The organism is Chryseobacterium sp. PET-29, from assembly GCF_025736815.1.
Lineage (GTDB): Bacteria > Bacteroidota > Bacteroidia > Flavobacteriales > Weeksellaceae > Chryseobacterium > Chryseobacterium nepalense.
Genome location: NZ_CP107053.1, coordinates 933,792 through 958,828, shown reverse-complemented (window position 1 = coordinate 958,828; position 25,037 = coordinate 933,792). Strand labels below are relative to the sequence as shown.

At 37.7% G+C, this 25,037-nt stretch carries 20 protein-coding genes; 12 read left to right on the top strand and 8 right to left on the bottom strand.

Annotated elements, in window-relative coordinates:
- Positions 1-157: 157 nt before the first annotated feature.
- Positions 158-1,702: a hypothetical protein gene (locus ODE14_RS04210; RefSeq protein WP_263603086.1), complete on the bottom strand. Its 1,545-nt coding sequence runs from the start codon at positions 1,700-1,702 to the stop codon at positions 158-160.
- 148 nt (positions 1,703-1,850) lie between these two features.
- On the opposite strand from ODE14_RS04210, the gene ODE14_RS04205 reads away from it, so the two are divergent.
- The 4 genes from ODE14_RS04205 to leuB all read left to right on the top strand — a co-directional run bounded on the left by ODE14_RS04205 (position 1,851) and on the right by leuB (position 6,593).
- Positions 1,851-3,014, top strand: a complete 1,164-nt coding sequence (locus tag ODE14_RS04205; protein ID WP_263603085.1) for a 2-isopropylmalate synthase — start codon at positions 1,851-1,853, stop codon at positions 3,012-3,014.
- 27 nt (positions 3,015-3,041) lie between these two features.
- Positions 3,042-4,421 (top strand): 3-isopropylmalate dehydratase large subunit, encoded by a 1,380-nt coding sequence (gene leuC, locus ODE14_RS04200; RefSeq protein ID WP_263603084.1) that lies wholly within the window; start codon positions 3,042-3,044, stop codon positions 4,419-4,421.
- A gap of 461 nt (positions 4,422-4,882) precedes the next feature.
- Entirely contained in the window at positions 4,883-5,488 is a 606-nt protein-coding gene (gene leuD, locus ODE14_RS04195; RefSeq protein WP_263603083.1) for a 3-isopropylmalate dehydratase small subunit, read from the top strand.
- Positions 5,472-6,593, top strand: a complete 1,122-nt coding sequence (gene leuB / locus ODE14_RS04190) for a 3-isopropylmalate dehydrogenase (protein WP_263603082.1) — start codon at positions 5,472-5,474, stop codon at positions 6,591-6,593. Before leuD ends, leuB begins: the two co-directional genes overlap by 17 nt.
- 154 nt (positions 6,594-6,747) lie before the next feature.
- On the opposite strand, the gene ODE14_RS04185 is transcribed toward leuB, so the two are convergent.
- The 7 genes from ODE14_RS04185 to ODE14_RS04155 all read right to left on the bottom strand — a co-directional run bounded on the left by ODE14_RS04185 (position 6,748) and on the right by ODE14_RS04155 (position 13,622).
- The gene (locus tag ODE14_RS04185; RefSeq protein ID WP_263603081.1) at positions 6,748-6,933 is read right to left on the bottom strand and encodes a hypothetical protein; all 186 of its coding nucleotides are present in this window, start codon (positions 6,931-6,933) and stop codon (positions 6,748-6,750) included.
- 11 nt (positions 6,934-6,944) lie between these two features.
- Positions 6,945-7,550 carry a DUF4230 domain-containing protein gene (locus tag ODE14_RS04180; protein ID WP_263603080.1) on the bottom strand — a complete coding sequence of 202 codons (606 nt, stop codon included), beginning with the start codon at positions 7,548-7,550 and terminating at the stop codon, positions 6,945-6,947.
- A 3-nt stretch (positions 7,551-7,553) separates the two neighbouring features.
- Entirely contained in the window at positions 7,554-8,120 is a 567-nt protein-coding gene (locus tag ODE14_RS04175; RefSeq protein WP_263603079.1) for a TlpA family protein disulfide reductase, read from the bottom strand.
- A 1-nt stretch (position 8,121) separates the two neighbouring features.
- The gene (locus tag ODE14_RS04170; RefSeq protein ID WP_248393497.1) at positions 8,122-8,589 is read right to left on the bottom strand and encodes a nucleoside triphosphate pyrophosphohydrolase family protein; all 468 of its coding nucleotides are present in this window, start codon (positions 8,587-8,589) and stop codon (positions 8,122-8,124) included.
- Positions 8,590-8,819: 230 nt separating this feature from the next.
- Entirely contained in the window at positions 8,820-11,750 is a 2,931-nt protein-coding gene (locus tag ODE14_RS04165) for a reprolysin-like metallopeptidase (protein ID WP_263603078.1), read from the bottom strand.
- A gap of 206 nt (positions 11,751-11,956) precedes the next feature.
- Positions 11,957-12,457: a DinB family protein gene (locus ODE14_RS04160; RefSeq protein WP_248393499.1), complete on the bottom strand. Its 501-nt coding sequence runs from the start codon at positions 12,455-12,457 to the stop codon at positions 11,957-11,959.
- 25 nt (positions 12,458-12,482) lie between these two features.
- Positions 12,483-13,622, bottom strand: coding sequence for an acyl-CoA dehydrogenase family protein (locus tag ODE14_RS04155; RefSeq protein WP_263603077.1), 1,140 nt, complete (start codon positions 13,620-13,622; stop codon positions 12,483-12,485).
- Between the two features lie 191 nt (positions 13,623-13,813).
- Here ODE14_RS04155 and ODE14_RS04150 point away from each other — a divergent pair, with 191 nt between their 5' ends.
- The 8 genes from ODE14_RS04150 to ODE14_RS04115 all read left to right on the top strand — a co-directional run bounded on the left by ODE14_RS04150 (position 13,814) and on the right by ODE14_RS04115 (position 24,986).
- Complete coding sequence (locus ODE14_RS04150) at positions 13,814-15,676, top strand: endonuclease (RefSeq protein WP_263603076.1); 1,863 nt, start codon at positions 13,814-13,816, stop codon at positions 15,674-15,676.
- A gap of 255 nt (positions 15,677-15,931) precedes the next feature.
- Positions 15,932-16,372, top strand: a complete 441-nt coding sequence (locus ODE14_RS04145) for a GPW/gp25 family protein (protein ID WP_248393502.1) — start codon at positions 15,932-15,934, stop codon at positions 16,370-16,372.
- A 24-nt stretch (positions 16,373-16,396) separates the two neighbouring features.
- On the top strand, positions 16,397-18,274 hold the full coding sequence (locus ODE14_RS04140) for a type VI secretion system baseplate subunit TssF (protein ID WP_263603075.1): 1,878 nt from the start codon (positions 16,397-16,399) through the stop codon (positions 18,272-18,274).
- 46 nt (positions 18,275-18,320) lie between these two features.
- Entirely contained in the window at positions 18,321-19,238 is a 918-nt protein-coding gene (locus tag ODE14_RS04135; RefSeq protein WP_263603074.1) for a YiiG family protein, read from the top strand.
- Positions 19,239-19,422: 184 nt separating this feature from the next.
- Positions 19,423-22,254, top strand: coding sequence for an excinuclease ABC subunit UvrA (uvrA, locus tag ODE14_RS04130; RefSeq protein WP_248393505.1), 2,832 nt, complete (start codon positions 19,423-19,425; stop codon positions 22,252-22,254).
- An 826-nt stretch (positions 22,255-23,080) separates the two neighbouring features.
- Positions 23,081-23,485 carry a hypothetical protein gene (locus ODE14_RS04125; RefSeq protein WP_263603073.1) on the top strand — a complete coding sequence of 135 codons (405 nt, stop codon included), beginning with the start codon at positions 23,081-23,083 and terminating at the stop codon, positions 23,483-23,485.
- Positions 23,486-23,611: 126 nt separating this feature from the next.
- Positions 23,612-24,487, top strand: coding sequence for a GTPase Era (gene era, locus ODE14_RS04120; RefSeq protein ID WP_263603072.1), 876 nt, complete (start codon positions 23,612-23,614; stop codon positions 24,485-24,487).
- Between the two features lie 67 nt (positions 24,488-24,554).
- The gene (locus ODE14_RS04115; protein ID WP_263603071.1) at positions 24,555-24,986 is read left to right on the top strand and encodes a DoxX family protein; all 432 of its coding nucleotides are present in this window, start codon (positions 24,555-24,557) and stop codon (positions 24,984-24,986) included.
- The last annotated feature ends 51 nt before the right edge of the window (positions 24,987-25,037 follow it).

Sequence of the window (25,037 nt, the reverse complement as noted above, 5' to 3'; positions counted from 1 at the left end):
TACTAAGAAATTTTAAGATGCAAAAATACGGAATTTTTATTTAAAATGCTACAGATGTATCTATTTGACGGAATATTTAATACTAAAAAGCAAATAAAAACGTTTTTAAAGATTGAAATCATATCAACCTTTTAATTATGAATATATTAGAATAGATTTAATTATTTCTTTTATACCTTACTTTCTCTTTAATTATTTCAATAACATCAACATTTCTTACTTTAGATTTTACCCAGCCGTGAATATCTATGTACAATAAAGACCTTCTGTAATATTCATTCTGGGAAAAAAACTCAAGTTTACGGTCGAATTGTTTAAATGATTCAGTCTGCTGATCCGGTGTTTCGTTATTGAGATGTTTAAAAAATCTGATGCTTTCAAAATGGAATTCATCAGGTTTTTTCATTTTTCTGGTAAACTTTAAGGTAGCTTTTATAAAATCATCATAATCTTCATCATTTGCCGATTCATATTTTGCCATTAAAATAAGAATTCTTGTATGAAACAGCAGATCTTCCTGAACATTTCCTTTTGATTCAATTACTTTTAACGCGTACCTTATCGAGTCTTTAAATTTTTTACTTCCGAAAAACATTGCTGCCATTTTAAGATACAGAATCATGAAATGATGCTCATCAATTTTATCGCGCAGCCTTTCCATTTTCAGCTCAATTTCAGGAACTATTTTAGTTCCGGAAAAAAATTCACCTTTCACAAAGTGGATATTCATTAAAGTATTATAATGAGTCAGAAAAACAAGAGATTGCAGATTTTCATTTTGAGAAAAGCTTGAAGAATAAACCACTTCATTGAATTTTCTGAAACGCTGTTCCAAAATATTAATATTTCCATAAAGAAACAGGATTTTAAGGAGATAAGTATTTCCTTTGATATACCATACCGGATGACTCATAATCATCTCCGGATTGTTGTGAAAAAGGTCTACCCAGAGAAAGGCATATTTCAATGTGTATTTATATTCCTGCAGCAGCTGATTTTTCCATACATGAGCCTTAAAATACCATAATTTTTCTGTAAAATTCAGTTTTTCAAAAGTGATTTTTCTAATTTGATCATCAAAGATTTTCATGATTTCATCACGCTCTTCATCAGTTTTCACATACCCGTGCGTCAACATTTCGCTGTACAGTTTCAAAGAAAGATTGGAAAGTTCAGTGGCATAATGATTCTGTTTGCTGATTTCTGTGGATTGTCTGATCAGTTCATCGGCACGGCCTTCAATACTTCTCGTAATAAATTGTGATTCAATTACTTTTTCAAGGTCAATAATTTCGGAAGCAATGGTTTTTTCGTCAAGTTCCAGAGCAGTCTGTTTTGTTTTATCCAAAATTTTCAAAGCCTGCCTGTAAAGGCCTTTCTGGTAAAGAATATTGGCAAAATCAAGCTGTTCGCGCAGCTGAATCCTATAATTCTGATGACTCGGATTCATTCGTAAACTTACCAGAATTTGTTTGTAAAGATGCGCTTTCAGATTGGACAACTGCTGTTTTGTTGAAATTTTCTTTTGAATAATCATGCTTTCATCATATTCTTTCATTTTATCCATTTCAGAAAAAAGAAGCAGGAATTTTGCATCCACATTGATCCCGAGCCGGTTTACATACAGCCTGAATTGTCTTTTTTCCGAAGTCGTAAGAGACTTAATGAGGATGAATAAAAAATCTTTATGCAATTCTGCCATTGTAAATTTTTAAATTTTAAAATACTGATAAACAAAATTTTATATTCAATTTACACTAATTTGAATATTGTAATTTTTATAAAAACCAGAAATGAATAAACGTTTCATCTTTTTAGTTTTGAATCAAAATTAAGTAAAATACTGCATTATGAATTCCGAAAAAGTTGAAATTTTTGATACCACGCTACGGGATGGTGAGCAGGTTCCCGGCTGTAAACTGAATACGGAACAGAAACTGGCTATTGCGGAAAAGCTGGATGAACTTGGAGTTGATATTATTGAAGCTGGATTCCCGATTTCCAGTCCGGGAGATTTTCATTCTGTTTCCGAAATTTCAAAATTGGTGAAAAATGCAAAAGTGTGCGGATTGACAAGGGCAAATCAAAAAGATATTGAGGTTGCAGCGGAAGCACTGAAGTTTGCGAAGAGGCCAAGAATTCATACAGGAATAGGAACTTCAGATTCGCATATTAAATATAAATTCAATTCTAACAGGGAAGATATTATTGAAAGAGCGGTACAGGCCGTAAAATATGCCAAAAGCTTTGTAGAAGACGTAGAATTTTACGCCGAAGATGCCGGAAGAACCGATAATGATTATCTCGCGAGAGTCTGTGAAGAAGCTATTAAAGCAGGAGCTACAGTCCTCAATATTCCGGATACAACAGGATATTGCCTTCCTGAAGAATACGGGGAAAAGATAAAATACCTGAAAGAAAATGTAAAAGGTATTGAAAAAGCGGTGCTGTCATGCCACTGCCACAATGACCTTGGACTAGCGACTGCAAATTCAATTTCGGGTGTGATTAACGGAGCGAGACAGATAGAATGTACCATTAACGGGCTTGGAGAAAGAGCGGGTAATACTGCTTTAGAAGAAGTTGTCATGATTTTGAAACAACATAAAAATTTAAAATTATACACAGAGATTAACTCCAAAATGCTCAATTACATGAGTGTTTTGGTGTCTGATCTGATGGGAATGCCGGTACAGCCCAACAAAGCCATTGTGGGAGCTAATGCATTTGCCCATAGCTCAGGAATTCATCAGGACGGCGTGATCAAAAACAGGGAAACCTACGAAATTATTGATCCTGCAGAAGTAGGGGTCAACGCTTCAACTATTGTACTTACTGCCAGAAGCGGACGCTCTGCGCTGGCATACCGGTTCAAGAACATCGGCTTTGATGTCACTAAAAATGAGCTGGATTTTTTATATCAGGAATTCCTCAAAATGGCTGACCGCAAAAAAGAAATTGATAATAACGATTTAACTGCCATTATTGAAAGGGTAACAAGAAAAATAGGATAAGGAATTGGTTTTCAATTAAACAAAACAATGGACACTAAGAGAACACTTTTTGACAAAGTCTGGGATGCTCATGTGATAGAAACGATTCCCGACGGGCCTCAGATTATATATATCGATAAACATTTGATCCATGAAGTAACAAGCCCGCAGGCTTTTGCAGAACTGGAATCCAGGAACCTTGAAGTTTTCAGGCCGAAACAGATTGTAGCGACTGCAGATCACAATGTTCCGACATGGGATCAGGATAAGCCGATACGCGATGAATCTTCCAGAAACCAGGTTCAGCAATTAACGGAAAACTGCAGAAAAAACCATATTGAATTATACGGTTTGGGGCATCCTTACCAGGGAATTGTCCACATCATTGCTCCTGAGCTGGGGATTACCCAACCGGGAATGAGCATCGTATGTGGCGACAGCCATACTTCTACGCACGGCGCTTTTGGGTCGATCGCTTTTGGAATCGGAACCAGCCAGGTGGCTCAGGTTTTTGCAAGTCAGTGTTTATTACTGAATAAGCCTAAATCAATGAGAATTACCGTAAATGGTAAATTAAATAAAAACGTTCAGCCAAAAGATGTCATTCTTTATATCATTTCAAAAGTAGGGACCGATGGCGGAACGGGATATTTCTGTGAATATGCCGGAAATGTCTTTGAGGAAATGTCGATGGAAGGCCGAATGACGGTTTGCAATATGAGCATCGAAATGGGTGCCCGCGGTGGAATGATTGCTCCGGACGACACCACTTTCAACTATGTAAAAGGGCGAAAATTTGCGCCGGGAGGAGAAGAATGGGAAGAGAAGCTGGAATACTGGAAAACTTTGAAATCCGATGAAGGAGCTGTTTTTGATGCGGAATTTGCCTTTGATGCTTCCGACATTTATCCGATGGTAACGTACGGTACAAATCCCGGAATGGGAATCTCAATCAGTCAGAATATTCCAGATCCGCAAAATGATTCTGAAGAAAAGGCTTTGAAATATATGGGATTAAAAGCAGGACAGGCGCTTTCCGATATTAAAGTTAATTATGTTTTCATCGGAAGCTGCACCAATGCAAGAATCGAAGATTTCCGTTCGGCAGCCAGCTATATTAAAGGAAAAATAAAATCGGAGCATGTTCATGCATTGATTGTTCCCGGATCTCAGCAGGTAGCTAAACAAATATATGAAGAAGGCCTGGACCAAATTTTTGTAGAAGCAGGCTTCCAGATCAGACAGCCGGGATGTTCCGCTTGTCTGGCGATGAATGATGATAAAATTCCGGAAGGTGAATATTGTGTTTCGACTTCCAACAGGAATTTTGAGGGACGACAGGGACAGGGTGCAAGAACAATCCTGGCGAGTCCTCTAACAGCTGCTAAGGTTGCTGTGGAAGGGAAAATTTCGGCTTTTGAAAACTGATGGAGATGAATTTTACTTAAAACTTGTCTAAACTTTTACCACAAAAGATTTAAACACTTTAGTTTTTTTAATTTAATACTTAAGTGGAAAAAAAGAACACGTAAGTTAAAAAATCAAAGATTTTCTCTTTGCAGACTTTGAAATACTTTAAATAAATCCAATAAAGTCTTTTATATCTTTTGCGGTTAAATTTAAAAATTAGTTTAAACAAGCTTTTAGTAGGTGAATTGTCAATAGTGAATTTTAGAAATTGGTTATTGATTCACAAAGTGAAATTAACCGTTCACTTTCCTAGCCCCGATAGAAACGGTTACCCCGGAGCAAGAGCTGGAGAAATGCCGGAATATAAGGATTTAGTATTGGAGAAGGCGGGAAGAATGGGAGCGAGGAGTATGAGTGGATAGCGGGATTAAGCTCCTGAAAATTAATTGAATAAATAACTATAATTGATTTAGCACAAAATGCAAAAATTAGTCATTATACAATCCCGGGCAATTCCGTTGCCGGCAGAAAATATAGATACCGACCAGATTATTCCGGCCCGGTTTTTAAAAAGTATTGATAAAAAAGGGTTCGGTGAAAACCTTTTCCGGGACTGGAGGTACCGTGTTCATACGAATGAAGCAAATCCCGATTTTGTATTAAATAATTCAAAATACTCAGGTGAAATTCTGGTGGCGGGAAATAATTTCGGCTGTGGAAGCAGTCGGGAACATGCAGCGTGGGCGTTGACGGATTATGGTTTTAAAGTTGTTATATCCAGCTTTTTTGCCGATATTTTTAAAGGAAATGCTTTAAATAACGGGTTGCTTCCTGTAAAAGTTTCGGAAAGTTTTTTAAAGGAAATTTTAGATGGCATTACCGAAAATCCTGAAGCAGAAATAAAGGTTGATGTGGAAAGCCAGACCATACAATTTGGAAATCGTTCCGAATATTTTGAAATTGATTCTTATAAAAAAATCTGCCTGATGAACGGGTACGATGATATTGATTTTCTGATCAGCAGGAAAAAAGCCATTCAGGAGTTTGAATTAAAAACGCAGAAAATATATGAAAACAAGTTTTAAAATTGCCGTTCTTCCCGGAGACGGAATAGGACCGGAAGTAGTGAACGAAAGCACTAAAATTCTGAACGCAATTGGCGAAGTTTTTAATTATACCTTCGAATTCACGTACGGATTGATGGGCGCAGAAGCGATTTTTAAGACGGGAAATCCCTTACCGGAAGAGACGCTGCAAATCTGCAAAGAGTCTGATGCAGTACTTTTCGGAGCGATCGGAGATCCGTCTTTTGATCATAATCCTGATGCAAAAGTTCGTCCGGAACAAGGTTTACTTAAACTGCGAAAGGAGCTCGGACTTTTTGCCAACATCCGTCCTTTAAAAACATATTCTTCCCTGATTGACAAAAGCCCTCTGAAAAAAGAAATTATTGAAGGTGCCGATATCCAGATTTTCCGGGAGCTTGTGAGCGGAATTTATTTCGGTGAAAAATTTACCGATGAAGAAGCAGGATACGCTTATGATATTTGTAAATACAATCGTGATGAAATTGCACCGATCGTTCATATGGCTTTTCAGGAAGCGCAAAAACGCAGGAAAAAATTAACCCTGATTGACAAAGCTAACGTTTTAGATACTTCCAGATTATGGAGAAAAGTCTGTAAAGAGATTGCACAGGAATATCCGGATGTGGAACTTGATTTTATGTTCGTGGATAATGCAGCAATGCAGTTGATTTTAAACCCGAAACAGTTTGATGTAATTGTAACGGAAAATATGTTCGGGGATATTATTTCGGATGAAGCGAGCGTGATCGGAGGGTCTATCGGTCTTCTTCCTTCGGCTTCCATCGGAAATGAAAATGCTTTATTTGAACCAATTCATGGGTCTTATCCGCAGGCAAAAGGAAAAGGAATTGCCAATCCTGTGGCGTCTGTTTTAAGTACAGCAATGATGCTGGATTATCTCGGACTGGGACAGGCGGCGGAAAAATTAAGACAGTCTGTAGAATATGCCATTGAAAATAAATATGTAACAATGGATCTGAATGCAGAACAGCATTATTCGACGGGTGAAGTAGGGAGCTTTATTGCCGATTACATTAAATATTCCGAAAAGTCTTATTATAATTTTGAGAATGTAAAAATCGGAAAATCTACGATTGTCTGATTAAAAAAATAATTTCGCTTCGCTGAAAATTAGATAATATAGTTAACAGTCCATAAAATTCAGACGGCGGAGCGAATTTTTATACGGTTTGATTTTTATTTGTATATTTTTTTTCTAAAAAAGGTTCCGCTTTTATAAGCAGAACCTTTTTATGTTATCCTTTGATATTGTCCGTTTTTCCGGATTCGTTGTTTTTTGAAGATTTCTGAACGTCTTCCTTGCCTACATCAGAAGGATTTGTTTTCTTTGATGCTGCAGGGATATTCTGGAAATCCTCATTTTGCTTTTTTGTTTCTGCGGTGTTTGCAGATTCCTTTTTTTTGTTTTCTTCTGAGTTCATTGCTTTAAATTTTACAGTTTTAGAATGCCCAGCTTTCCTGTCTGGTCTTCTATTGTATAATTCAAAGCCTTTGCCAAAACAAAAATCGTATTGAGATTTTCCATGAGCTGCTCTTTGCCTTCACTTTTCAGCCTGTTCTGATCGATAGAATTTATAGCTGTAGTTTTAGCTTTCTGAGTAACATTTTTAATGTCTTTTTCAGAAATTCTGTTAAAGAAAGAATCATCCAGCGACTGGATTTCCACACTTGGCGTAATTCTTATCTCCGGCTCCGGAAGTTCTGTAATAATTAATTTTTTATTAATGGAATCTACTTCCATTTTCATTTTGTTCAGATCATACGAAACCTGCGCATTGGTTTTAGTATAAGTGATAATACTGTTACTGGATACTTCTTTTCCAAAAAATTCGTAGCCCATTTTGGTCTTTTGCATGGAGGAAGTATTCTGTTCCAGAACGACCATTTTATTCATCTTTGAAATCTGATTGGTCAGAATATAATAATCTGACTTTTCAGTTTTCTCAGCAGGATTTAAACAGGATCTGAAGCTGAAAAACAGGATCATCATTAGAATGACACCTGCCAGAAACGGTAATATTACTTTAAAATTTCTCAAGATTTATTTATTAAAAATTTCTTTAATTACGGACTGGTCATCCTTGTTTAATATTTCAGCAAGATCTCTTTCAATATATCCTGTCGTCGGCATTTCTATAATCCTGCCGATTTCTTTACCATATCTTTCTACAATAATTGTAGGTACTTTCTGAACGTTGTACCGTACTTCATCTCCTGTCGGGGATTCCTTTTTACGGTTGACTGCGATAATGGTAAGCTTGCTTTCGGGGAATTTTACTTCCTCAAGAATCTTCATGAGGCGTGGGAAATCCCTGTGGCTGTCTTCACACCATGTTCCCATGAAAACAACCATATTATAAGAATTAATTTTCCCTTTTTTAAGTTCGCTGATGGCTTTTTGGTCCAGTGCATATTCGTCGTGCTCTTTTACATACCAATCCGAATACGGAGCTTCCAGGAATTTTTCTTTCAGCTGATTTCCCAGCAGCATTTTCCCGTCGCTGGTGGTTTCCACTTCGCGGCCCACAACGACTTTTTGTGCAGAGAACTGCTGAAGGGCAAGGAACAATACGGAGACCGTAAGAATACTTTTAATAATTTTTTTCATTCTATTTTTCAATAATTGTCTTCAGATCGGCAGGAGAATAATATTTGTTTTTCAGAACTTTATGATCTGCTTTCCTGTAAACATTATACTTTTCACCTGATTTTTCAAAAAATGATTCTACCTCTTTTTCTTTGTAGAATTCTACAGTTTCCTGTGCCTGCTCTTCATTGTCACAAGCCTTCGACATGTTGGATCGCTGTACTTCGTTGAACAGTTCTACAAATTTACTGCCAAGTCCGAATTCCAGAACCGCACCGCTTAAAACATACTGAAGATCACACAAAGCATCGGCAATTTCTACGATATTATTATCTGCAATGGCCTGTTTCAATTCGTTCAGTTCTTCCTGTAAAAGTTCAACCCTTAGGTTGCATCTTTCCGGCGAAGGAATTTGCGGAGTATCTAAAATAGGGGCTTTAAAAGTTGTGTGGAATTCTGCTACCTGGTTCAGACTGTCAATTTTATCCATGAATATTTTTTATTTAGGCAAATATAAAAATTAGGTTTCAGAAATCAGAATTCAGGACTTAGGTTTTTATAATTAAATGAAAATCATTAGTTCTTAATCTTGAATTTTAAATTCTAAATTTTGAATTGCAAATCAATCATGATTTATTACTTATTACTAATTGCTCATCACCCATAAAAAAAGGCTGCCCGTTTCCGGACAGCCTTTACTCAATATTAATTGATCAGTTATTAGTTTTTAATGAATCTCTTGGAGGTTTCTCCGATCTGAATCATATAAGCTCCTTTAATAAGACTGCTTACATTGACAGAACCTCTTTCGAGTTTTCCAGAGTTGATTAGTTTTCCACCCATATCGAAGATTTTATAATCTTCTGCCGTCGTATTTGATATATATAAAATGTCTTTCACCGGGTTTGGATACAGTTTAATATCTGTTATAAGATCTTTCGTACCGATTTCACCTCTTCCGGAAGATACGATGTTTAATGTATAATCTTCCACCTGTCCGTAGGTATACGTTCCGCATGAAGAGGAAGGAACCGAACTGTACTGCATCATGACCCTCATTCTTGTGCTACCTAAAGTAGCTGTTGAAGGAATTGTGATAGAACCTGTTACGGGACTTGTGGTAGAACCTGTTTTAGACCAGGCCAGTTCTCCGCTGTCTGTAAAGTCTCCGTCTCCGTTGTAGTCGATATATACTGCATACGCTTCACTATAAACCGTAGACGTCCAAACAGGAGTTACCGAAATTGCATAAGCTGTTCCCCTTGTAACATTGGTAGAGATTGATGTGAAGTTTTCATAACCGGCAGTTCCTGTAGAGGTATTATTAATCGTACCGAATTTCACATTACCGATTCTTTCATCTGCTGTATTATTTGCAGATGCCGAACAATAGGAAACAGTACTTCCGGACAATGTGGTTACGCTTACCGAGTTGCTTGAAGATGATACGTTTCCAGCCGCATCTTTTGCTCTTACCGAGAAAGTATATGTTGTAGAAGGGCTAAGACTTGTTACGGTATACGATGTAGAAGCCGTAGAACCGATTAAAGAAGCTCCCTGGTAAACATCATAACCTGTTACCGCAACATTATCCGTTGCTCCGGACCATGATAGATTGGTGCTTGTAGAAGTAGTTCCTGACGCTGCTAATGAAGGTGCTGTCGGAGCCGTAGTATCTACTGTTCCTGATCCTGCATTTACTGTGATGTTGGCATTATTTACATCAAAGAAAATATGATTGGATCCTTTTACCATGATTCTTCCCGTGGTGGTAGATGAATTAGGAATCGTTACTGCCTGAGAACCGTCGTTTGGAGTTCCTGCCAACAGGGTAGTCCATGTATTTCCGCTGTCAGTAGACCAAAGAATATCCACATTTGCTGCATTTACGCCATTTGCCGTTGTTCCCGCAACATTCCAGGTCACCGTTTGAGATGTTCCTCCCGTATATGTTGTTGCTGAATTCTGAGAGCTTACGCTGAATGGTCCTGCAGTTCCGTTTACCGTTATCACAGCATCATCAGAATTGTTTCCTGAACCACCGGCTCTATTGTCGCGAACCGTAAATCTGAAATTATAGCTTCTTGCTACATTAGATAAAGCTTCCACGGTAATTTCCGAACCAGCCGTTGTTGTAGCTCCGGCTAGAACAGAAGACATTCTCGGAAAATATCTTACCGGTGAAGCGGTTGGAGTAAATGATCTGAAAGTAGGCCCTGAAGCTTTTGTTGCACTTGCCGCGGAGCTTGCACCGGTCTGGGAAGAAGAAGCATTATCCATTTGTTCCCAGATATAGGTTAACGAATCTCCATTGGCATCTGTTCCGGTTCCCGTTAACATAAACGGTGTCCCTTTAGGAATAGTGTAATCTAACCCTGCGTTAGCTGTAGGAATTGAATTTCCGGTATTGGTGCTTACAGGACAGGTTTTGGCTTTAATATTATTGGTAATCTGCTGAATGCTGATTGCATGGAAGAACGCATCGGAGTGAGGCTGAATATCCTGGCTGGTAATTCCTGCATATCCCATAATTGTTGATCCTGATCCCGGTTCCATATTGGCGCCAGTGCCTTCATTGCTCATAGAAAAGGTATGGTTTCCGCCAAACTGATGTCCCATTTCATGGGCTACATAATCAATATCAAAATTATCTCCTGAAGGAATTCCGTCTGCCGGAGAAGTATAGCCGCTTCCTTTGGATCCGTTGGTACATATACATCCGATACAGCCTGCATTCCCACCACCTCCGGAAGCTCCGAACAGATGACCGATGTCGTAATTGGCTTCGCCGATAACTGATGTTAAAGTCGACTGTAGCTGGGAGTTCCAGTTATTCATCTGTGCAGCAGCAGAGTAGGGATCCGATGAGGCGCTTGTATAAATCACAGCATCATTATTGGAAATTAAAACCATTCTTGCCGAAAAATCTTTTTCAAAAACGCCGTTGACGCGGGTCATGGTGTTATTCATTGCAGCTAAAGCATTCGCTTTAGTTCCTCCGAAATAAGCCGTATATTCTCCAGTACAAGACAATGCAAGTCTGAATGTTCTTAATTTAGCATCATCCGCATTAGGCCTTGCCTCCATATTGGTAGACACTGAAGCACCTTTCTGGGCAACATCCAGCACGGTACATTCAAATTTATTGAGATCGTCTTTTTTATCAGATTTTTTATAAACAATATAAGTGGAAAGATCTTTGGTGTACGGTTCAATAAAAACCGCAGATTTATCACCATAAATTTCCATGGACGAAAGTCCTAATGGTGAAACACTGAAATAAACAGTTGAAGAAGGATTTTCAAGACCTTCACCCACATATGCTTTTATATCAGGATATTTTGCAGCCAGCTGAGGATCGAAATTGGAATTTTCTCTGACTTTGAAGTTTTCCATTCTTCCTTCAGCATTGGGAAAAGAGATGATAATTTCAGATTTTTCTCCGGCAGCCAACCTTTTTGGAGCTTTAACAAGAGCATTTTTTAACCCATTAATATCAAGGCTGTAAATTTTAGGATTAATAATATTGCTTTTGTTTTCGAAGATGTTGGAAGTTATTTTTCCTGAACCTGAAGACCAGAGACGATCGGTCTGCGCGAAGGAAATGCCAGATAGAAAAAGCATTCCCAACAACGTTAATTGTTTTTTCATATAAATTCTTATTTGATTGTGGAATACCAAATCTAATAAAAATATGATTACGAAAAACAAAATTTTTTAAGAATATTTTAGATATTCCATCTAAATAATTATGCAATACATTAAATATTTCTGTTTTTACATTTTCTCCTAAAAAGAAAATAGCACACGCAAAACACGTGTACTATTCACTTTTTAATGATATAATTCTAATTTTTTTAAAATGAGTTATCATCAGCAGTAGGACCGTACATTCCCGGAACTTTATTTCCCGTGGATCTCAGGTAAACAATTAGTTCTCCTCTGTGATGATATAAATGATTAAACAAAAAAGCTCTTATAACCTGAATCTTCGGCATTGGAGGAAAAGCGACATTTCCATTCATTTCCATTCTCCATTCATTCATCATCGTACTTTCATCCCAATTATTCAGGACGTCGTGAGCTTTGGCTACATTTTCTTCAAACTTTTCCACAATAGTCTGCGTTTTTGAAATGTCGCCCTTATCATAATGATAAGTTCCCATATCAAAGACATCTTTGTTAAATGTTCCGTCATACCAGTTGTAGACTTCTGCAATGTGGGACGCCAACTGTGCCGTTGTCCAGTTTTTTTCAGAAGGTTTCCATTCTAATGCACTGTCCGGAATTGCATTTAAAAGTTTTCTGGTGTTCTCTGCCTCATGCAGGAATTCACCTAAAAGTGCTTGTTTAATCATTTGTATTTATTTTAAAAATGTTTTTTTATTTTGTAATATCTCTTCCGATTACGAGTCTCTGAATTTCAGAAGTTCCTTCACCAATAGTGCAAAGCTTTGAATCTCTGTAGAATTTTTCAGCAGGGAAATCTTTGGTATAACCATATCCTCCGAATATCTGAACGGCATTATTGGCGATTCTTACACAGGCTTCGGAAGCATATAGTTTTGCCATTGCACCTTCTTTGGTCATCTTCTGTTTTGAATTTTTCAAAGTAGCTGCTCTTTGGATCAGCAATTCTGCCGCATCAATTTCCGTAGCCATATCTGCAAGCATAAAGTTAATGGCCTGGAATTCTGAAATCGATTTCCCGAACTGATGTCTTTCTTTAGCATATTTTAAAGCAGCTTTGTAAGCTCCTCTTGCTGTTCCCAAACTTAAAGCAGCAATTGAAATTCTTCCTCCGTCAAGGATTTTCATGGCCTGCTTGAAACCTTCTCCCACTTCTCCCAAACGGTGAGAATCCGGCACACGTACATTATCGAAAATAAGTTCTGCTGTTTCAGATGCTCTCATCCCCAGTTTATTTTCTTTTTTCCCGGAACTGAAACCCGGCATTCCTTTTTCAAGCACAAAAGCAGTGGAATTATTTTTAGCTCCTTTTTCTCCTGTTCTGGTCATCACTACTGCGATATCTCCTGAAATAGCGTGGGTAATGAAATTTTTAGCACCGTTGATAATCCATTCATCACCGTCTTTTACAGCAGTAGTGGACATTCCGCCGGAATCAGAACCTGTATTGTGCTCAGTAAGTCCCCATGCACCGATTACTTTTCCTGATGCAAGCTGCGGAAGCCATTTATTTCTTTGCTCTTCATTCCCGAATTCATAAATATGATTCGTACAAAGGGAATTATGTGCTGCTACGGAGAGACCGATAGAAGGATCAACCTGAGAGATCTCATCCAGAATGGTAACATATTCATGATATCCAAGACCTGAACCACCATACTGCTCAGGAATAACAATTCCCATAAACCCCATTTCTCCTAATTCATGAAATAAATCTTTAGGGAACGTTTGACTTTCATCCCACTCCATAATATTAGGTCTAATATTCTTTTCAGCAAACTCTTTTGCTGTTTCCGCTATCATTTTAATGTTGTCAATAGTCTCTGTATTCATATAGATATATAGTTAATTCCCAAAGATAATTAAATTGACGGAACGCCCAAAAAAATTATTCAAAGCATTCTACTCCTGTTGCAATTTTTTAATTTTCAGGTTTTTATATTTTAAAAGTTAATAATATTTAATAAAAAATCCCGAACTTTAAGGATATTAATTTACTATTTTAGCCACCCAATTTTTACGGCATGAAAAAATTTCTACATCTTATCATTCTTATAGGATCTTATTCTGCAGCGCAGGCTCCGGCGGGATATTATAATGGAACTACGGGTTTATCTGGATATGCTTTGAAGTCCAAGCTCCATGATATTATCTCTGAAAAAAATATCAACTGGCATTATGGCGATCTCACCAATTATTACAACCAGACTGACCTGGATCGGTATTATGATTATGGTTCTTCTAACACAACTATATTACTGGATATTTATTCTGAAATTCCTTCCGGTCCGGATGCTTACGAATATACGACTGCAAATATCATCGGGAGCGCCAGCGCGGAAGGCATGGGCTGGAACAGGGAACACATGATGCCTCAAAGTACTTTTTACAGCAATTATCCTATGTATTCCGATTTATTTTATGTAGTTCCCACCGATGCCAGAATCAATCAGCTGCGGAGCAATTATCCATACGGGATTGCGGGATCTCCGGTTTATTATACATTTACCAATTCGTCGAAAATCGCAAAATCTGCTATTCCGGGAATGGCTTATACTGGTCGGGTTTATGAGCCGATTGATGAATTTAAGGGAGATGTAGCAAGAAGTCTCCTTTACTTCGCCGTACGCTATGAGGGGAAACTGGGAACTTTTAATTTTGACAATAATACCAATCCTGCTTCAGATACCAATCCTCTGGATGGAACCGAAGAAAGAGCTTATGATCCGGCCTATATTGCGATGCTGCTTCAGTGGCATCAGCAGGATCCTGTTTCTCAAAGGGAAATTGACAGAAATAATGCAGTATATGCTATTCAGAAAAACAGAAATCCCTTTATTGATAATCCTTCGTGGGCAAATGCAATATGGAATCAGACGACTGACAATACTGCACCACAAAGCCCTGCAAATTTAACGGTTACACAAAACAGCGCTTACTTTGTTACCCTCAGCTGGACACCAAGTACAAGCACCGATGTAATAGGTTATAAAGTGTATCAGAATGGAAATCTGGTGGCAACAACAAAAGGGTCTACTTTCAGTGCGGATCATTTAACACCCTCCACCACATATACCTTTACAGTAAAAGCATACGACAACGGCTATTTACTTTCTCCAGACAGCAATGCCGTTTCCACGACAACTTTAGCGTCAGATGTCTATACTAAAGATCTTTTTGTTTCGAAATATCTTGAGGGAAGTTCGAATAATAAAGGTCTTGAAATCACCAACAGAACAGGCCACGCCGTCAACCTGAGTGATTACAGATTATCGATTCAATTTCCGAGCGGCTCCAATTATTATTTCCCTGACCCTTATGAACTGGAAGGGATCGTACAGAACAATGAAACATTTGTAGTTTTAAATCCGAATGCTAATTTTTCATGCTATACCATCAACCAGGCAAAATTTGCGACAGCGGCTCCACAAATGACATTTTCCGGCAGCCAGTATTTAGAATTAAGATATAAATCTACTACCGTTGATGCAATTGGTGTTCCTTCCACGAATAATTTTTTGGTATTAGGAAATGTTTCTTTATACAGAAAAGCGGGTATCAACCAGCCCAACACAGTTTTCAATAATAATGAATGGGATTCTTATTCTTCCGATTACTGCCAGAATCTGGGTGTGCTTTCCGTATCAGATCTCATTTCATCAGAAAACGCATTCAGAATTTATCCGAATCCGGCCAAAGATGAAATATTTGTTGAAGGAAAAACAGATCAGGTTAAGTCGGTACAAATCCTTGATTTTTCAGGAAAATTGATATATTCTGAAAACTTACCATTTAAAAATAAAAAGAGCATTTCTATACAGAATCTTGTCTCGGGATCTTATCTCCTTAAGATTGATTATGCGGTTTATCAGTTTATTAAAAAATAATTTTCAAGGTATTAATGAAAGCAGGATTCGGGGCTTCAAACAAAGTTTGAAGCCCCGAATCCTTAAATAAACAGATTACAGCGTGCAATTATCCATTCAAAATAATTTATCTTAATTTCTTTACCCTTTACATCAAAAAGGTTTAAAAACATTCATTAATTTTAGAATTTTACTGTACTATATTTCATGAAAAATCATTAATTTGGTATTCTCTTCTGTCAAACGACAATTATGATGTAATATAGAAGCAGAATTATGGACACACCAAATTACAGAATGCCTTTTGTGCCGTCTACCCTGATGACGGAAGGAGGAAGCATCGACACATGCGATATGGGAGAAAGCATTGCCCATAATATTATGCTTTTGATCACCACCAAAAAAGGCGAAAACAGATATGATGAAAATTACGGAAATGATGTCTGGAACCTTGAATTCGACAATGGCGTTACCAGCGCCGTCTGGGAAACGGTCTTTATTAAAAGTCTCAAAAGGCAGATTCAGGAATATGAACCCCGGATTGTCAATCCGCAGATCGATGCACACATTCAGATTGTGGAGCATACTTACGACACAAAAGAACATACCGAAATCAAAAAGAAAGTAAAAATTGCCATCAATGCAAAAATGGAGGCTACAGGAGAACGTTTCAGCTTTTCTACGGAACTGTTTCTCAGCCCGATGTCAATTGATTAATTTCTAACACCACAATCACAAACTATGAATTTAGATCAGAATATATATTCCAAAGAATCAGTAAAGGCGAGAATGCTTCAGAATGCCACTAAAGTATGGGGACTGAAAAGCCCGCAGTCGCTTGATCCGTTCGTAAAACTGCTGATTGACGCTTTCAGCACGGAAGTTTTTAAAGCCAATAATGAAATACAGACGGTAAACGCCAGAATTCTTGAAAAACTGGCAAAACTGTTAACTCCGTCTATCTATACTCATCCGGTTCCTGCACATGCTATTGCTTTTACACAGCCTTTCGAGTCTTCAGAAATTATGTTGGAACATACTGAATTTTTCTTCAGGAAACATATGACATCCACCATAAAATCGGAATCCGATAAACAAATCAACATTCCTTTTACACCAGTGGGGAATGTAAGGATTAACAACGTTCAAACCGCTATAATGTTTGTCGGGAATACCTGCTACAGCATTGATGAGCGTTTGAATAAAATTCCGATTGCAAGGTTTCAGGGAAAACCTGAAGACTACCGAAAAGTAACCATTGGCATTGATGTCAGTAAATATTCCCAGGAAACTTTTCCGAAATATATAAGCATTTACTGCTCTAATCCGGCATTTGAGCACCTGGATTTCACGTATAAGTTATTGCCTTACATTACGGTTACAAGCAATGGAAATCCGCTTTTTATCAAGGAAGGATTAACGTATTACAAAAATACTCAGGCTGAAGGATATGAGCAGATTTTTTACGAACAGTCTATCCGCAATAAAATCATTGAAGATGTAAAAAGTATTTACCATCATAAATTTATTGAAGTAAGCGGAATTTCAAACTCATTATTTTCCGAACCCGGCCAACTTCCGGAAAATCTGAGTTATGTTGATTATAAAGAAGAAATCACCAAACATATTGAAGGGAAACGCTACCTGTGGCTTACCTTTGAATTTCCACCACAGTTTTCCGCAGAAATCCTTGATAATTTTTCTTTCGTCCTGAATGCCTTTCCAATCTATAACCGCGGCTGGAAAAAAACAGAATACAGCCTCGATATTATGGGAAATAATATTCCGCTGGTCACCGATGAAGGTGAGCATTTCCTGTATGTTGATGAAGTTCAGGATGGCGACGGAAGAAGATACACCGAGATTCCGTTTACCCCGAACGACAATCTGAAAAAAGGGCTATACACCGTAAGAAAAGGCGGAATGGAACGTTTTACCAACAGAAACGCTGTCGACATGATCGCCAATGTTCTTGAACTCACACGCGACGAGATCGCCGCTTTCTCTCTATTAAACAGAGATAATGTAAAAGGTTTGCTGAGCGAAATGTCTGATAAAATGAAGTCCATGGTTCAGAAAGTAAATAACGCTAAAAGAAGCATTAAGCAGGAGCTGAACTATGTAATTATGGAACCGGTTGAGAAAACGGATCATACCTACGCTTCGTTCTGGATCACACATTGCACCCTTGCCAACCACATGCGTCCGGGAACGGAATTGTCCAACCAGTTGAAATCTCAGGTTCTTATATTACTCAGTGAAACCATTGGTGGAGCTGAAGAGCAGAAAGGAACCGATAGTATTCAGGCATATAAATATGCTTTAACCACAAGGGATAAAATTATTTCCCTGGAAGATGTGAAAAACTATTGCCGGATGGTACTGAAGGACGAACTGAAAGAAGTCCGGGTAAAACGTGGGACCATGATCAGCAATAAGCCGAAAGAAGGTTTCATAAGAACCGTAGAAGTTGAAATTGTCCCGAACAATTATTCATTTTACGGAAGACTCTACTGGGAAAATATGGCCAATATCCTCAGGAACCAGATTATTCTTAAAGCCATCGACGGCATAGAATATGTAGTGAAGGTAACCAATGAAGACACCGATTTTTCCTGACCAATAATTATACAATAAATACCATATCAATATTTTTATGAAAAAAATGATGACGATTGCACTTGCCCTGTCGGTGAGTGTAACAGCAGTGAGCTGCAAAAAAGGACTTGATAAAATAGAAAATGCAGTAGAAAAGGCTGGGGAAGACCAGTCACAGGCCATTATTGATTTTAACAACAATTTCCTAGATTCCTACAAAAGCACTTCCAGACATGTAGAGAACATTGTTGAATATGCTGAGGCCGCAGTAAAAAAATCTAAAGAAGAAACCGTCTACAGTATGCCGATGGTCATTAACTCAATGGATTATTCTTTAAGCAAAATTAAGGGTGTTCCTTCCGGTTTTGATAGTGAACAGAAAATTATTGAAACAGAGCTCATTACCTATAAAAGAAAGCGTGAAAGTATTGATAAAAAATATGAAGAGCTAAAATCCTATATCACTTCGGAAGATTATAAGGACGATCAGGGAGCAAAAGCCCTAGCTTTACAAAAAGATATTGATGAAGAAGCAAAAGCATTTTTCCTGGCAGGTGATAATATTGTTACCAAAATAAAACCTGCTACCGAAGCCGCCGAAGAAGTTATCTTAAAAGATCATCCGATGAAAGATTATATTGTGTCATCCAAATCGGTGATGAATGATCTTGATGCTACCATGGATGTGCTTGATAAACAATATACACAAGGTTTCAATGAAGCAGAAGTGCAGAAAAAATATGACGAACTGGAAAAAGCAGTTGATCTAAATGCAAAAAAACAATTCGACGTGAAAGGGCAGCAATATGCTTATAAGAAAACCCTGTTTGAAAACTTCAATAAAAGGGCGACTGAGTTTCTGGATAAATACAGGAAGCTGATCAGGGATTCTAAAGCTGCCAGTAAGATTCCGGACAGCAATATTCAGGAGATCAGTTCTGCTTATGATTCTGTCCTGAGTTCCTACAATTCTTTTGTACAATAAATTCTAGATTAATATAATTTATACCGGTAAATTAATACCGGTATTTTTTTTATAGATTAATCTTTTGAAATTAAAAATCATATGGAAATGAAGGATCAATATTCTAACGTTTTTTAACACAGAAAATTCCATAAAATTCCGTAATTTTGCACATCGTGATTTTCATGTAAAATCACACCAAATTATGAGTAAATCAACAGAATATATAGAAGTTTACGGTGCGCGCGAGCACAACCTGAAAAACATCAATGTCAAAATCCCCCGAAACGAACTTGTTGTGATTACCGGTCTTTCAGGAAGCGGGAAATCATCGCTGGCTTTTGATACGATTTTCGCAGAAGGCCAACGCCGCTATATCGAAACATTTTCGGCCTATGCAAGACAATTTCTTGGAGGGCTCGAACGTCCTGATGTTGACAAAATTGAAGGGCTCTCTCCCGTAATTGCCATCGAACAAAAAACGACGAACAAAAACCCGCGTTCAACTGTAGGAACCGTAACGGAATTGTATGATTTCCTGCGTCTCCTTTTTGCCAGAGTTTCGGATGCCTACTCCCAAACCACCGGAAAAAAACTGGTAAGCTACACCGAAGAGCAGATTCTCGAAACCATCAAAGAAAATTATAAAGGCGAAAAGATCATGCTGATGGCACCTGTCGTAAGAGCCAGAAAAGGCCATTATCACGAGCTTTTTGTACAGATGGCTAAAAAAGGATATGGACAGGCAAGAATTGACGGTGAATTGCAGGACATTGAATATGATTTAAAACTTGACCGTTATAAAACCCACGATATCGATATTGTGATCGACCGCTGGATTATCGGGGAAAGTGCCTCGGAAAACAGAATGGAAAAATCCCTGCGTACGGCAATGGAAATGGGAGAAGGCCTTATCGGAATCCAAAAGCTGGGAAGTACCGATATTGAGTATTTCTCTAAAAATTTAATGGATGCCGAAACCGGTCATTCACTCGCTTTACCGGAACCGAATACCTTTTCGTTCAACTCTCCTAAAGGAAGCTGTCCAACCTGTAAAGGGCTGGGAACCATTAAAAAAATCAACACTGATTATTTTATTGAAAATCCTAAATTATCAATCAACCAGGGAGGTTTACTGCCTTTGGAAGATCTTAAATCCAATAAATGGATTCTTTCCCAGATCAAAAATATTCTTGAAATCTTCGGCTTGGGAATGACCACTCCTATGAAAGACATTCCGGCAGAAGCATTGGATTACATGTATAACGGCTGTCATAAAGAGTTCAACAAAGACCTGAAATACGCCGGAATTACGAAAAAAATTAAAATAAGCTTTGATGGTCTTATTGCCTTTATGGAAGAAATCATCGAAGACAGGGAATCTTACGAAGCGATACTTCTTGAAAGACATTTCACAACAGAAGAAACATGCCCGGAATGTAAAGGAACGCGTCTGCAGCCTTCAAGCCTCAGCTTTAAGATTGACGGAAAAAATATTGCTGAAGTTAATGCCTTAAGCCTTATTGATTTAAAAGAATGGCTGGCCGATGTTAAAGATAAATTTTCCGAAAAAAATGCAATTATTGCCCACGAAATATTAAAAGAGATCGAAACAAGACTCCAGTTTCTGCTGGATGTCGGGTTGGATTATTTAAGCTTGAGCAGAAGTTCCAGAACACTTTCCGGAGGAGAATCCCAGAGGATTCGTCTGGCAACACAGATCGGATCGCAGCTGGTGAATGTTCTTTATATTTTGGATGAACCAAGTATCGGACTCCACCAGAGAGACAACGAACGGTTAATCAATTCCCTGAAAAACCTTCGTGATATCGGAAATTCCGTATTGGTTGTGGAGCATGACAAAGATATGATCCTGGAAGCCGATGAGGTACTGGATATCGGTCCGAGAGCCGGAAAATTCGGTGGCGAAATTCTCTGGCAGGGAAAACCCAAAGATCTGTTGAAAGCAGATACGATCACCGCACAGTACATCAACGGAAAAAGAAAGATTGAAATTCCCGAAGAACGACGTAAAGGGAACGGTAAAAATATTGTGTTGAAGGGTGCAACCGGAAATAACCTTAAAAACGTTACCCTTAATGTTCCTTTAGGAAAGCTGGTGGTGGTTACCGGAATCTCAGGAAGCGGAAAATCATCCCTGATCAACGGAACTTTATATCCGATTCTGAACCGGCATTTTTACAGAGCTGTTCAGGAACCTTTGCCGTACAAAAAAATTGAAGGTCTTGAAAACATCGATAAAATTGTGGATGTAGACCAGACCCCGATCGGAAGAACGCCGCGTTCCAATCCTGCAACCTACACCGGAATGTTTACAGACATCCGAAATCTTTTTGCAGAATTGCCTGAAAGTAAAATCCGTGGGTACAAACCCGGAAGATTCTCTTTCAATGTAAAAGGCGGAAGATGTGAAACCTGTCAGGGAGGCGGATTAAAAGTGATTGAAATGAATTTCCTGCCGGATGTTTATGTTCATTGCGAAACCTGCAACGGAAAGCGATTCAACAGGGAAACTTTAGAGGTTCGTTACAAAGGAAAATCGATTTCCGATGTGCTGGATATGACGATTGATGAGGCGGTGGAATTTTTCCAGCCGATTCCAAAAATTTATTCCAGAGTGAAAACCTTACATGATGTAGGTTTAGGGTATATCACATTGGGACAGCAGTCAACGACGTTAAGTGGAGGAGAGGCACAGCGTATTAAATTAGCTACGGAACTCGCCAAAAGACAAACCGGAAATACGTTATACATTCTGGATGAACCAACCACCGGACTTCATTTTGAAGACGTAAAAATCCTGATGGACGCAATTAATCAGCTGGTGGAATTAGGAAATTCCTTCATCATTATTGAACACAACATGGATGTCATCAAAATGGCAGACCACATCATCGACGTCGGTCCGGAAGGCGGAAAGCACGGCGGACAGATCGTTGCCCAGGGAACACCCGAGGAAATCGTGAAGTCGAAGAAGAGTCTGACAGGGAAGTTTTTGAAGAGGGAGTTAGAATAGGGAAATATTAACTTAATTATAAAGGAATTTGTGAATGCAGATTCCTTTTTTTATTTTTATAACAATCTAATACCATGAAAAAACTAATTATTTCCAACTTTATTTTTCTGATAATGCTCAATACCCTTTTTATTTTAAAAGAGTTTATGATGCCATCTTATTCGGATTCACGATTTGAAGATTTTACATATACAAAAGTTGAAACTGAAGGTACATTTGGTTATGGCTTATTGAGAATCTCAGTTTGGTGGCCCATTTATTTTTTATTGTTATCTTTAATAAGTGCTTATATTTTAAAATGTTTAAAGCTTATATTAAAAAAAGTATGGCTGTTGTTGATTTTGGTATTCTTTCAGATTTTCCTATGCTATTGGATCAATAGATTAATCTTCACAAATATTCTCGGTTTTTTTCAGATTGAAAATATATTACTTTCTGTCTTTTCCATATTTATTTTCTGGTATTTTGTAATAAGGAAAAATCCCAATTAATAATTCAGCTTAACAATCATCTGGAAATTGGTCGTAAAATCGAAGAAAAGCTACAATAAATTTTTACAGAAAACCATAGGTAACACTTTGTTAAAGATTTTAACTTTGACAAACTTTACCCCTAAAACTTAATAGTTTTTAAATTTTTCATCTCGAAATTAACTCCCAATATTAAATTTTAAAAATTTTTAAAATTTTAAAACACTGATAATCATTAAATTAATTTCTAATGTTAACTCAATGTTAACTGTATGTAAAATTAATATGAATTTTTTTATATATCTTTGGTAAAGAGTTAGTAAATAATTTAAAATAACACTTAAAACCAACGAGTTATGAAAAATAAAATTCAGATAGTAATCGCTTCTTTTTTAGTTTGTGGATTGGTAACCTTAATGAATACGGCAAAAGGGCAGGCAACCAATAATAACACCATTCAGGAAGTACAGTTGAATAAAGCCGATGCATTCAGCGAAATAAGAAATCTTCTGATGGATAATTTCGATTTTACCAATTCCGATTACAAGCAGGGAATTGTAAATTCTGAAGTGAAATTTGACATCGCCGAAAACGGAAAGATTGTTAATGTTCACTCCAAAGGCGACTGCAAAAACGTAAGCAGAGAAATCGAGAACGTATTGAGCAAGCTGCAATACAGAATAGACAGCAGAAAATTAAACGAAAATATGATCGCTTCTACCTATGTAATGCCGGTAAGAGTGGATATCAACAACAGATAAAAGTATATATTTAATTGAAAAAGCCCCCGGAATTAAAGTATTTTCGGGGGCTTATCATTTTAAATCCCGAGAATAGGCCGAAAGACCAGATTTGTTTTATTAACTTTGCAGTTCAATATAATTTTTATGCACAAAGCAGGATTTGTAAATATCGTCGGGAAACCGAATGCCGGAAAATCAACCTTACTCAATCAGTTGATGGGCGAGAAGCTGGCCATTGTTACCCAGAAAGCACAGACAACACGCCACAGAATTTTTGGAATTTATAATGAAGAAGATTTGCAGATCGTATTTTCCGATACGCCGGGAGTTCTTGACCCAAAATATGGCTTGCAGGAAAAAATGATGGATTTTGTAAAAGATTCCCTTCAGGATGCAGACGTATTCCTGTTCATCGTTGATGTTACAGACAAAGCCGAGCCTTCAGAATTTTTAATTGATAAACTGAATAAAATCCCCGTACCGGTCCTTCTATTGTTGAATAAAGTGGATCAGACCAACCAGGAGGGACTTGAAAAGCTGGTTGAAATATGGCATGAACGAATTCCTAAAGCCGAGATTCTGCCAATTTCCGCACTGAATGCTTTTAACACCGATATTATTTTACCGAAACTGAAATCATTGCTTCCGGAAAATCCCCCGTATTACGACAAAGATCAATATACCGACAAACCGGAACGGTTTTTCGTGAATGAAGCCATCCGTGAAAAAATCTTACTGAACTACGATAAAGAAATTCCCTACTCGGTAGAAGTGGTAACGGAGCAGTTCAAGGAAAAAGAAGGAATTATTTTCATCGATTCTATTATTTATGTAGAACGGGATACCCAGAAAGGCATTGTGATCGGACATAAAGGCGAGGCTATTAAAAAGGTAGGAACAGAATCAAGGCTGGACCTGGAAAAATTTTTCAATAAAAAAATTCACCTTAACCTTTTTGTAAAGGTGAAAAAAGACTGGAGAAAAAACGACAGAGATCTGAAAAACTTCGGTTACCGATAGACTAAAAACTGCTGAAAAGCCGTTATATAAGAAGATTTTTCGTTATCTTTAATTAAATTTTAACTTAATGAACTATTTGAACACGACAAATTCTAATACAGTTTTTAAAGATATTATTTTATTGGTAGTGAGAGTTTTTATCGGTTTCGCGATGCTGTCTCACGGATTTCCCAAGCTTCAGATGCTTCTGGATGGCGGAAAGATTGAATTCTTCGATTTTCTGGGAATGGGACCAACCGTATCTTTAGTTCTTACTGTTTTCGCAGAATTTGCATGTTCCATACTTCTTATTTTAGGATTGTTTACAAGAGTTGCCTTGGGATTTTTAATATTTACGATGATCATCGCAGCATTTGTGGTTCATGGAGCAGATCCTTTTGAAAAACGGGAAATGAGTCTTATTTATCTTTCAGTATATCTTTTGCTCATTGCTTTCGGACCCGGAAAATTCTCTGTAGATCATATGATCGAAAAAAGAAAAAGAGCCAGTGACTGGTAATCACAATACAGGCAGCAATTTTTTGCTGCTTTTTTTTATTTTGTTTCAATA

Coding starts and splice junctions, on each gene's coding strand:
- ODE14_RS04210 (WP_263603086.1), bottom strand. CDS start 1,702: ATGGCAGAATTGCATAAAGATTTTTTATTCATCCTCATTAAGTCTCTT.
- ODE14_RS04205 (WP_263603085.1), top strand. CDS start 1,851: ATGAATTCCGAAAAAGTTGAAATTTTTGATACCACGCTACGGGATGGT.
- leuC (WP_263603084.1), top strand. CDS start 3,042: ATGGACACTAAGAGAACACTTTTTGACAAAGTCTGGGATGCTCATGTG.
- leuD (WP_263603083.1), top strand. CDS start 4,883: ATGCAAAAATTAGTCATTATACAATCCCGGGCAATTCCGTTGCCGGCA.
- leuB (WP_263603082.1), top strand. CDS start 5,472: ATGAAAACAAGTTTTAAAATTGCCGTTCTTCCCGGAGACGGAATAGGA.
- ODE14_RS04185 (WP_263603081.1), bottom strand. CDS start 6,933: ATGAACTCAGAAGAAAACAAAAAAAAGGAATCTGCAAACACCGCAGAA.
- ODE14_RS04175 (WP_263603079.1), bottom strand. CDS start 8,120: ATGAAAAAAATTATTAAAAGTATTCTTACGGTCTCCGTATTGTTCCTT.
- ODE14_RS04170 (WP_248393497.1), bottom strand. CDS start 8,589: ATGGATAAAATTGACAGTCTGAACCAGGTAGCAGAATTCCACACAACT.
- ODE14_RS04165 (WP_263603078.1), bottom strand. CDS start 11,750: ATGAAAAAACAATTAACGTTGTTGGGAATGCTTTTTCTATCTGGCATT.
- ODE14_RS04160 (WP_248393499.1), bottom strand. CDS start 12,457: ATGATTAAACAAGCACTTTTAGGTGAATTCCTGCATGAGGCAGAGAAC.
- ODE14_RS04155 (WP_263603077.1), bottom strand. CDS start 13,622: ATGAATACAGAGACTATTGACAACATTAAAATGATAGCGGAAACAGCA.
- ODE14_RS04150 (WP_263603076.1), top strand. CDS start 13,814: ATGAAAAAATTTCTACATCTTATCATTCTTATAGGATCTTATTCTGCA.
- ODE14_RS04145 (WP_248393502.1), top strand. CDS start 15,932: ATGGACACACCAAATTACAGAATGCCTTTTGTGCCGTCTACCCTGATG.
- ODE14_RS04140 (WP_263603075.1), top strand. CDS start 16,397: ATGAATTTAGATCAGAATATATATTCCAAAGAATCAGTAAAGGCGAGA.
- ODE14_RS04135 (WP_263603074.1), top strand. CDS start 18,321: ATGATGACGATTGCACTTGCCCTGTCGGTGAGTGTAACAGCAGTGAGC.
- uvrA (WP_248393505.1), top strand. CDS start 19,423: ATGAGTAAATCAACAGAATATATAGAAGTTTACGGTGCGCGCGAGCAC.
- ODE14_RS04125 (WP_263603073.1), top strand. CDS start 23,081: ATGAAAAATAAAATTCAGATAGTAATCGCTTCTTTTTTAGTTTGTGGA.
- era (WP_263603072.1), top strand. CDS start 23,612: ATGCACAAAGCAGGATTTGTAAATATCGTCGGGAAACCGAATGCCGGA.
- ODE14_RS04115 (WP_263603071.1), top strand. CDS start 24,555: ATGAACTATTTGAACACGACAAATTCTAATACAGTTTTTAAAGATATT.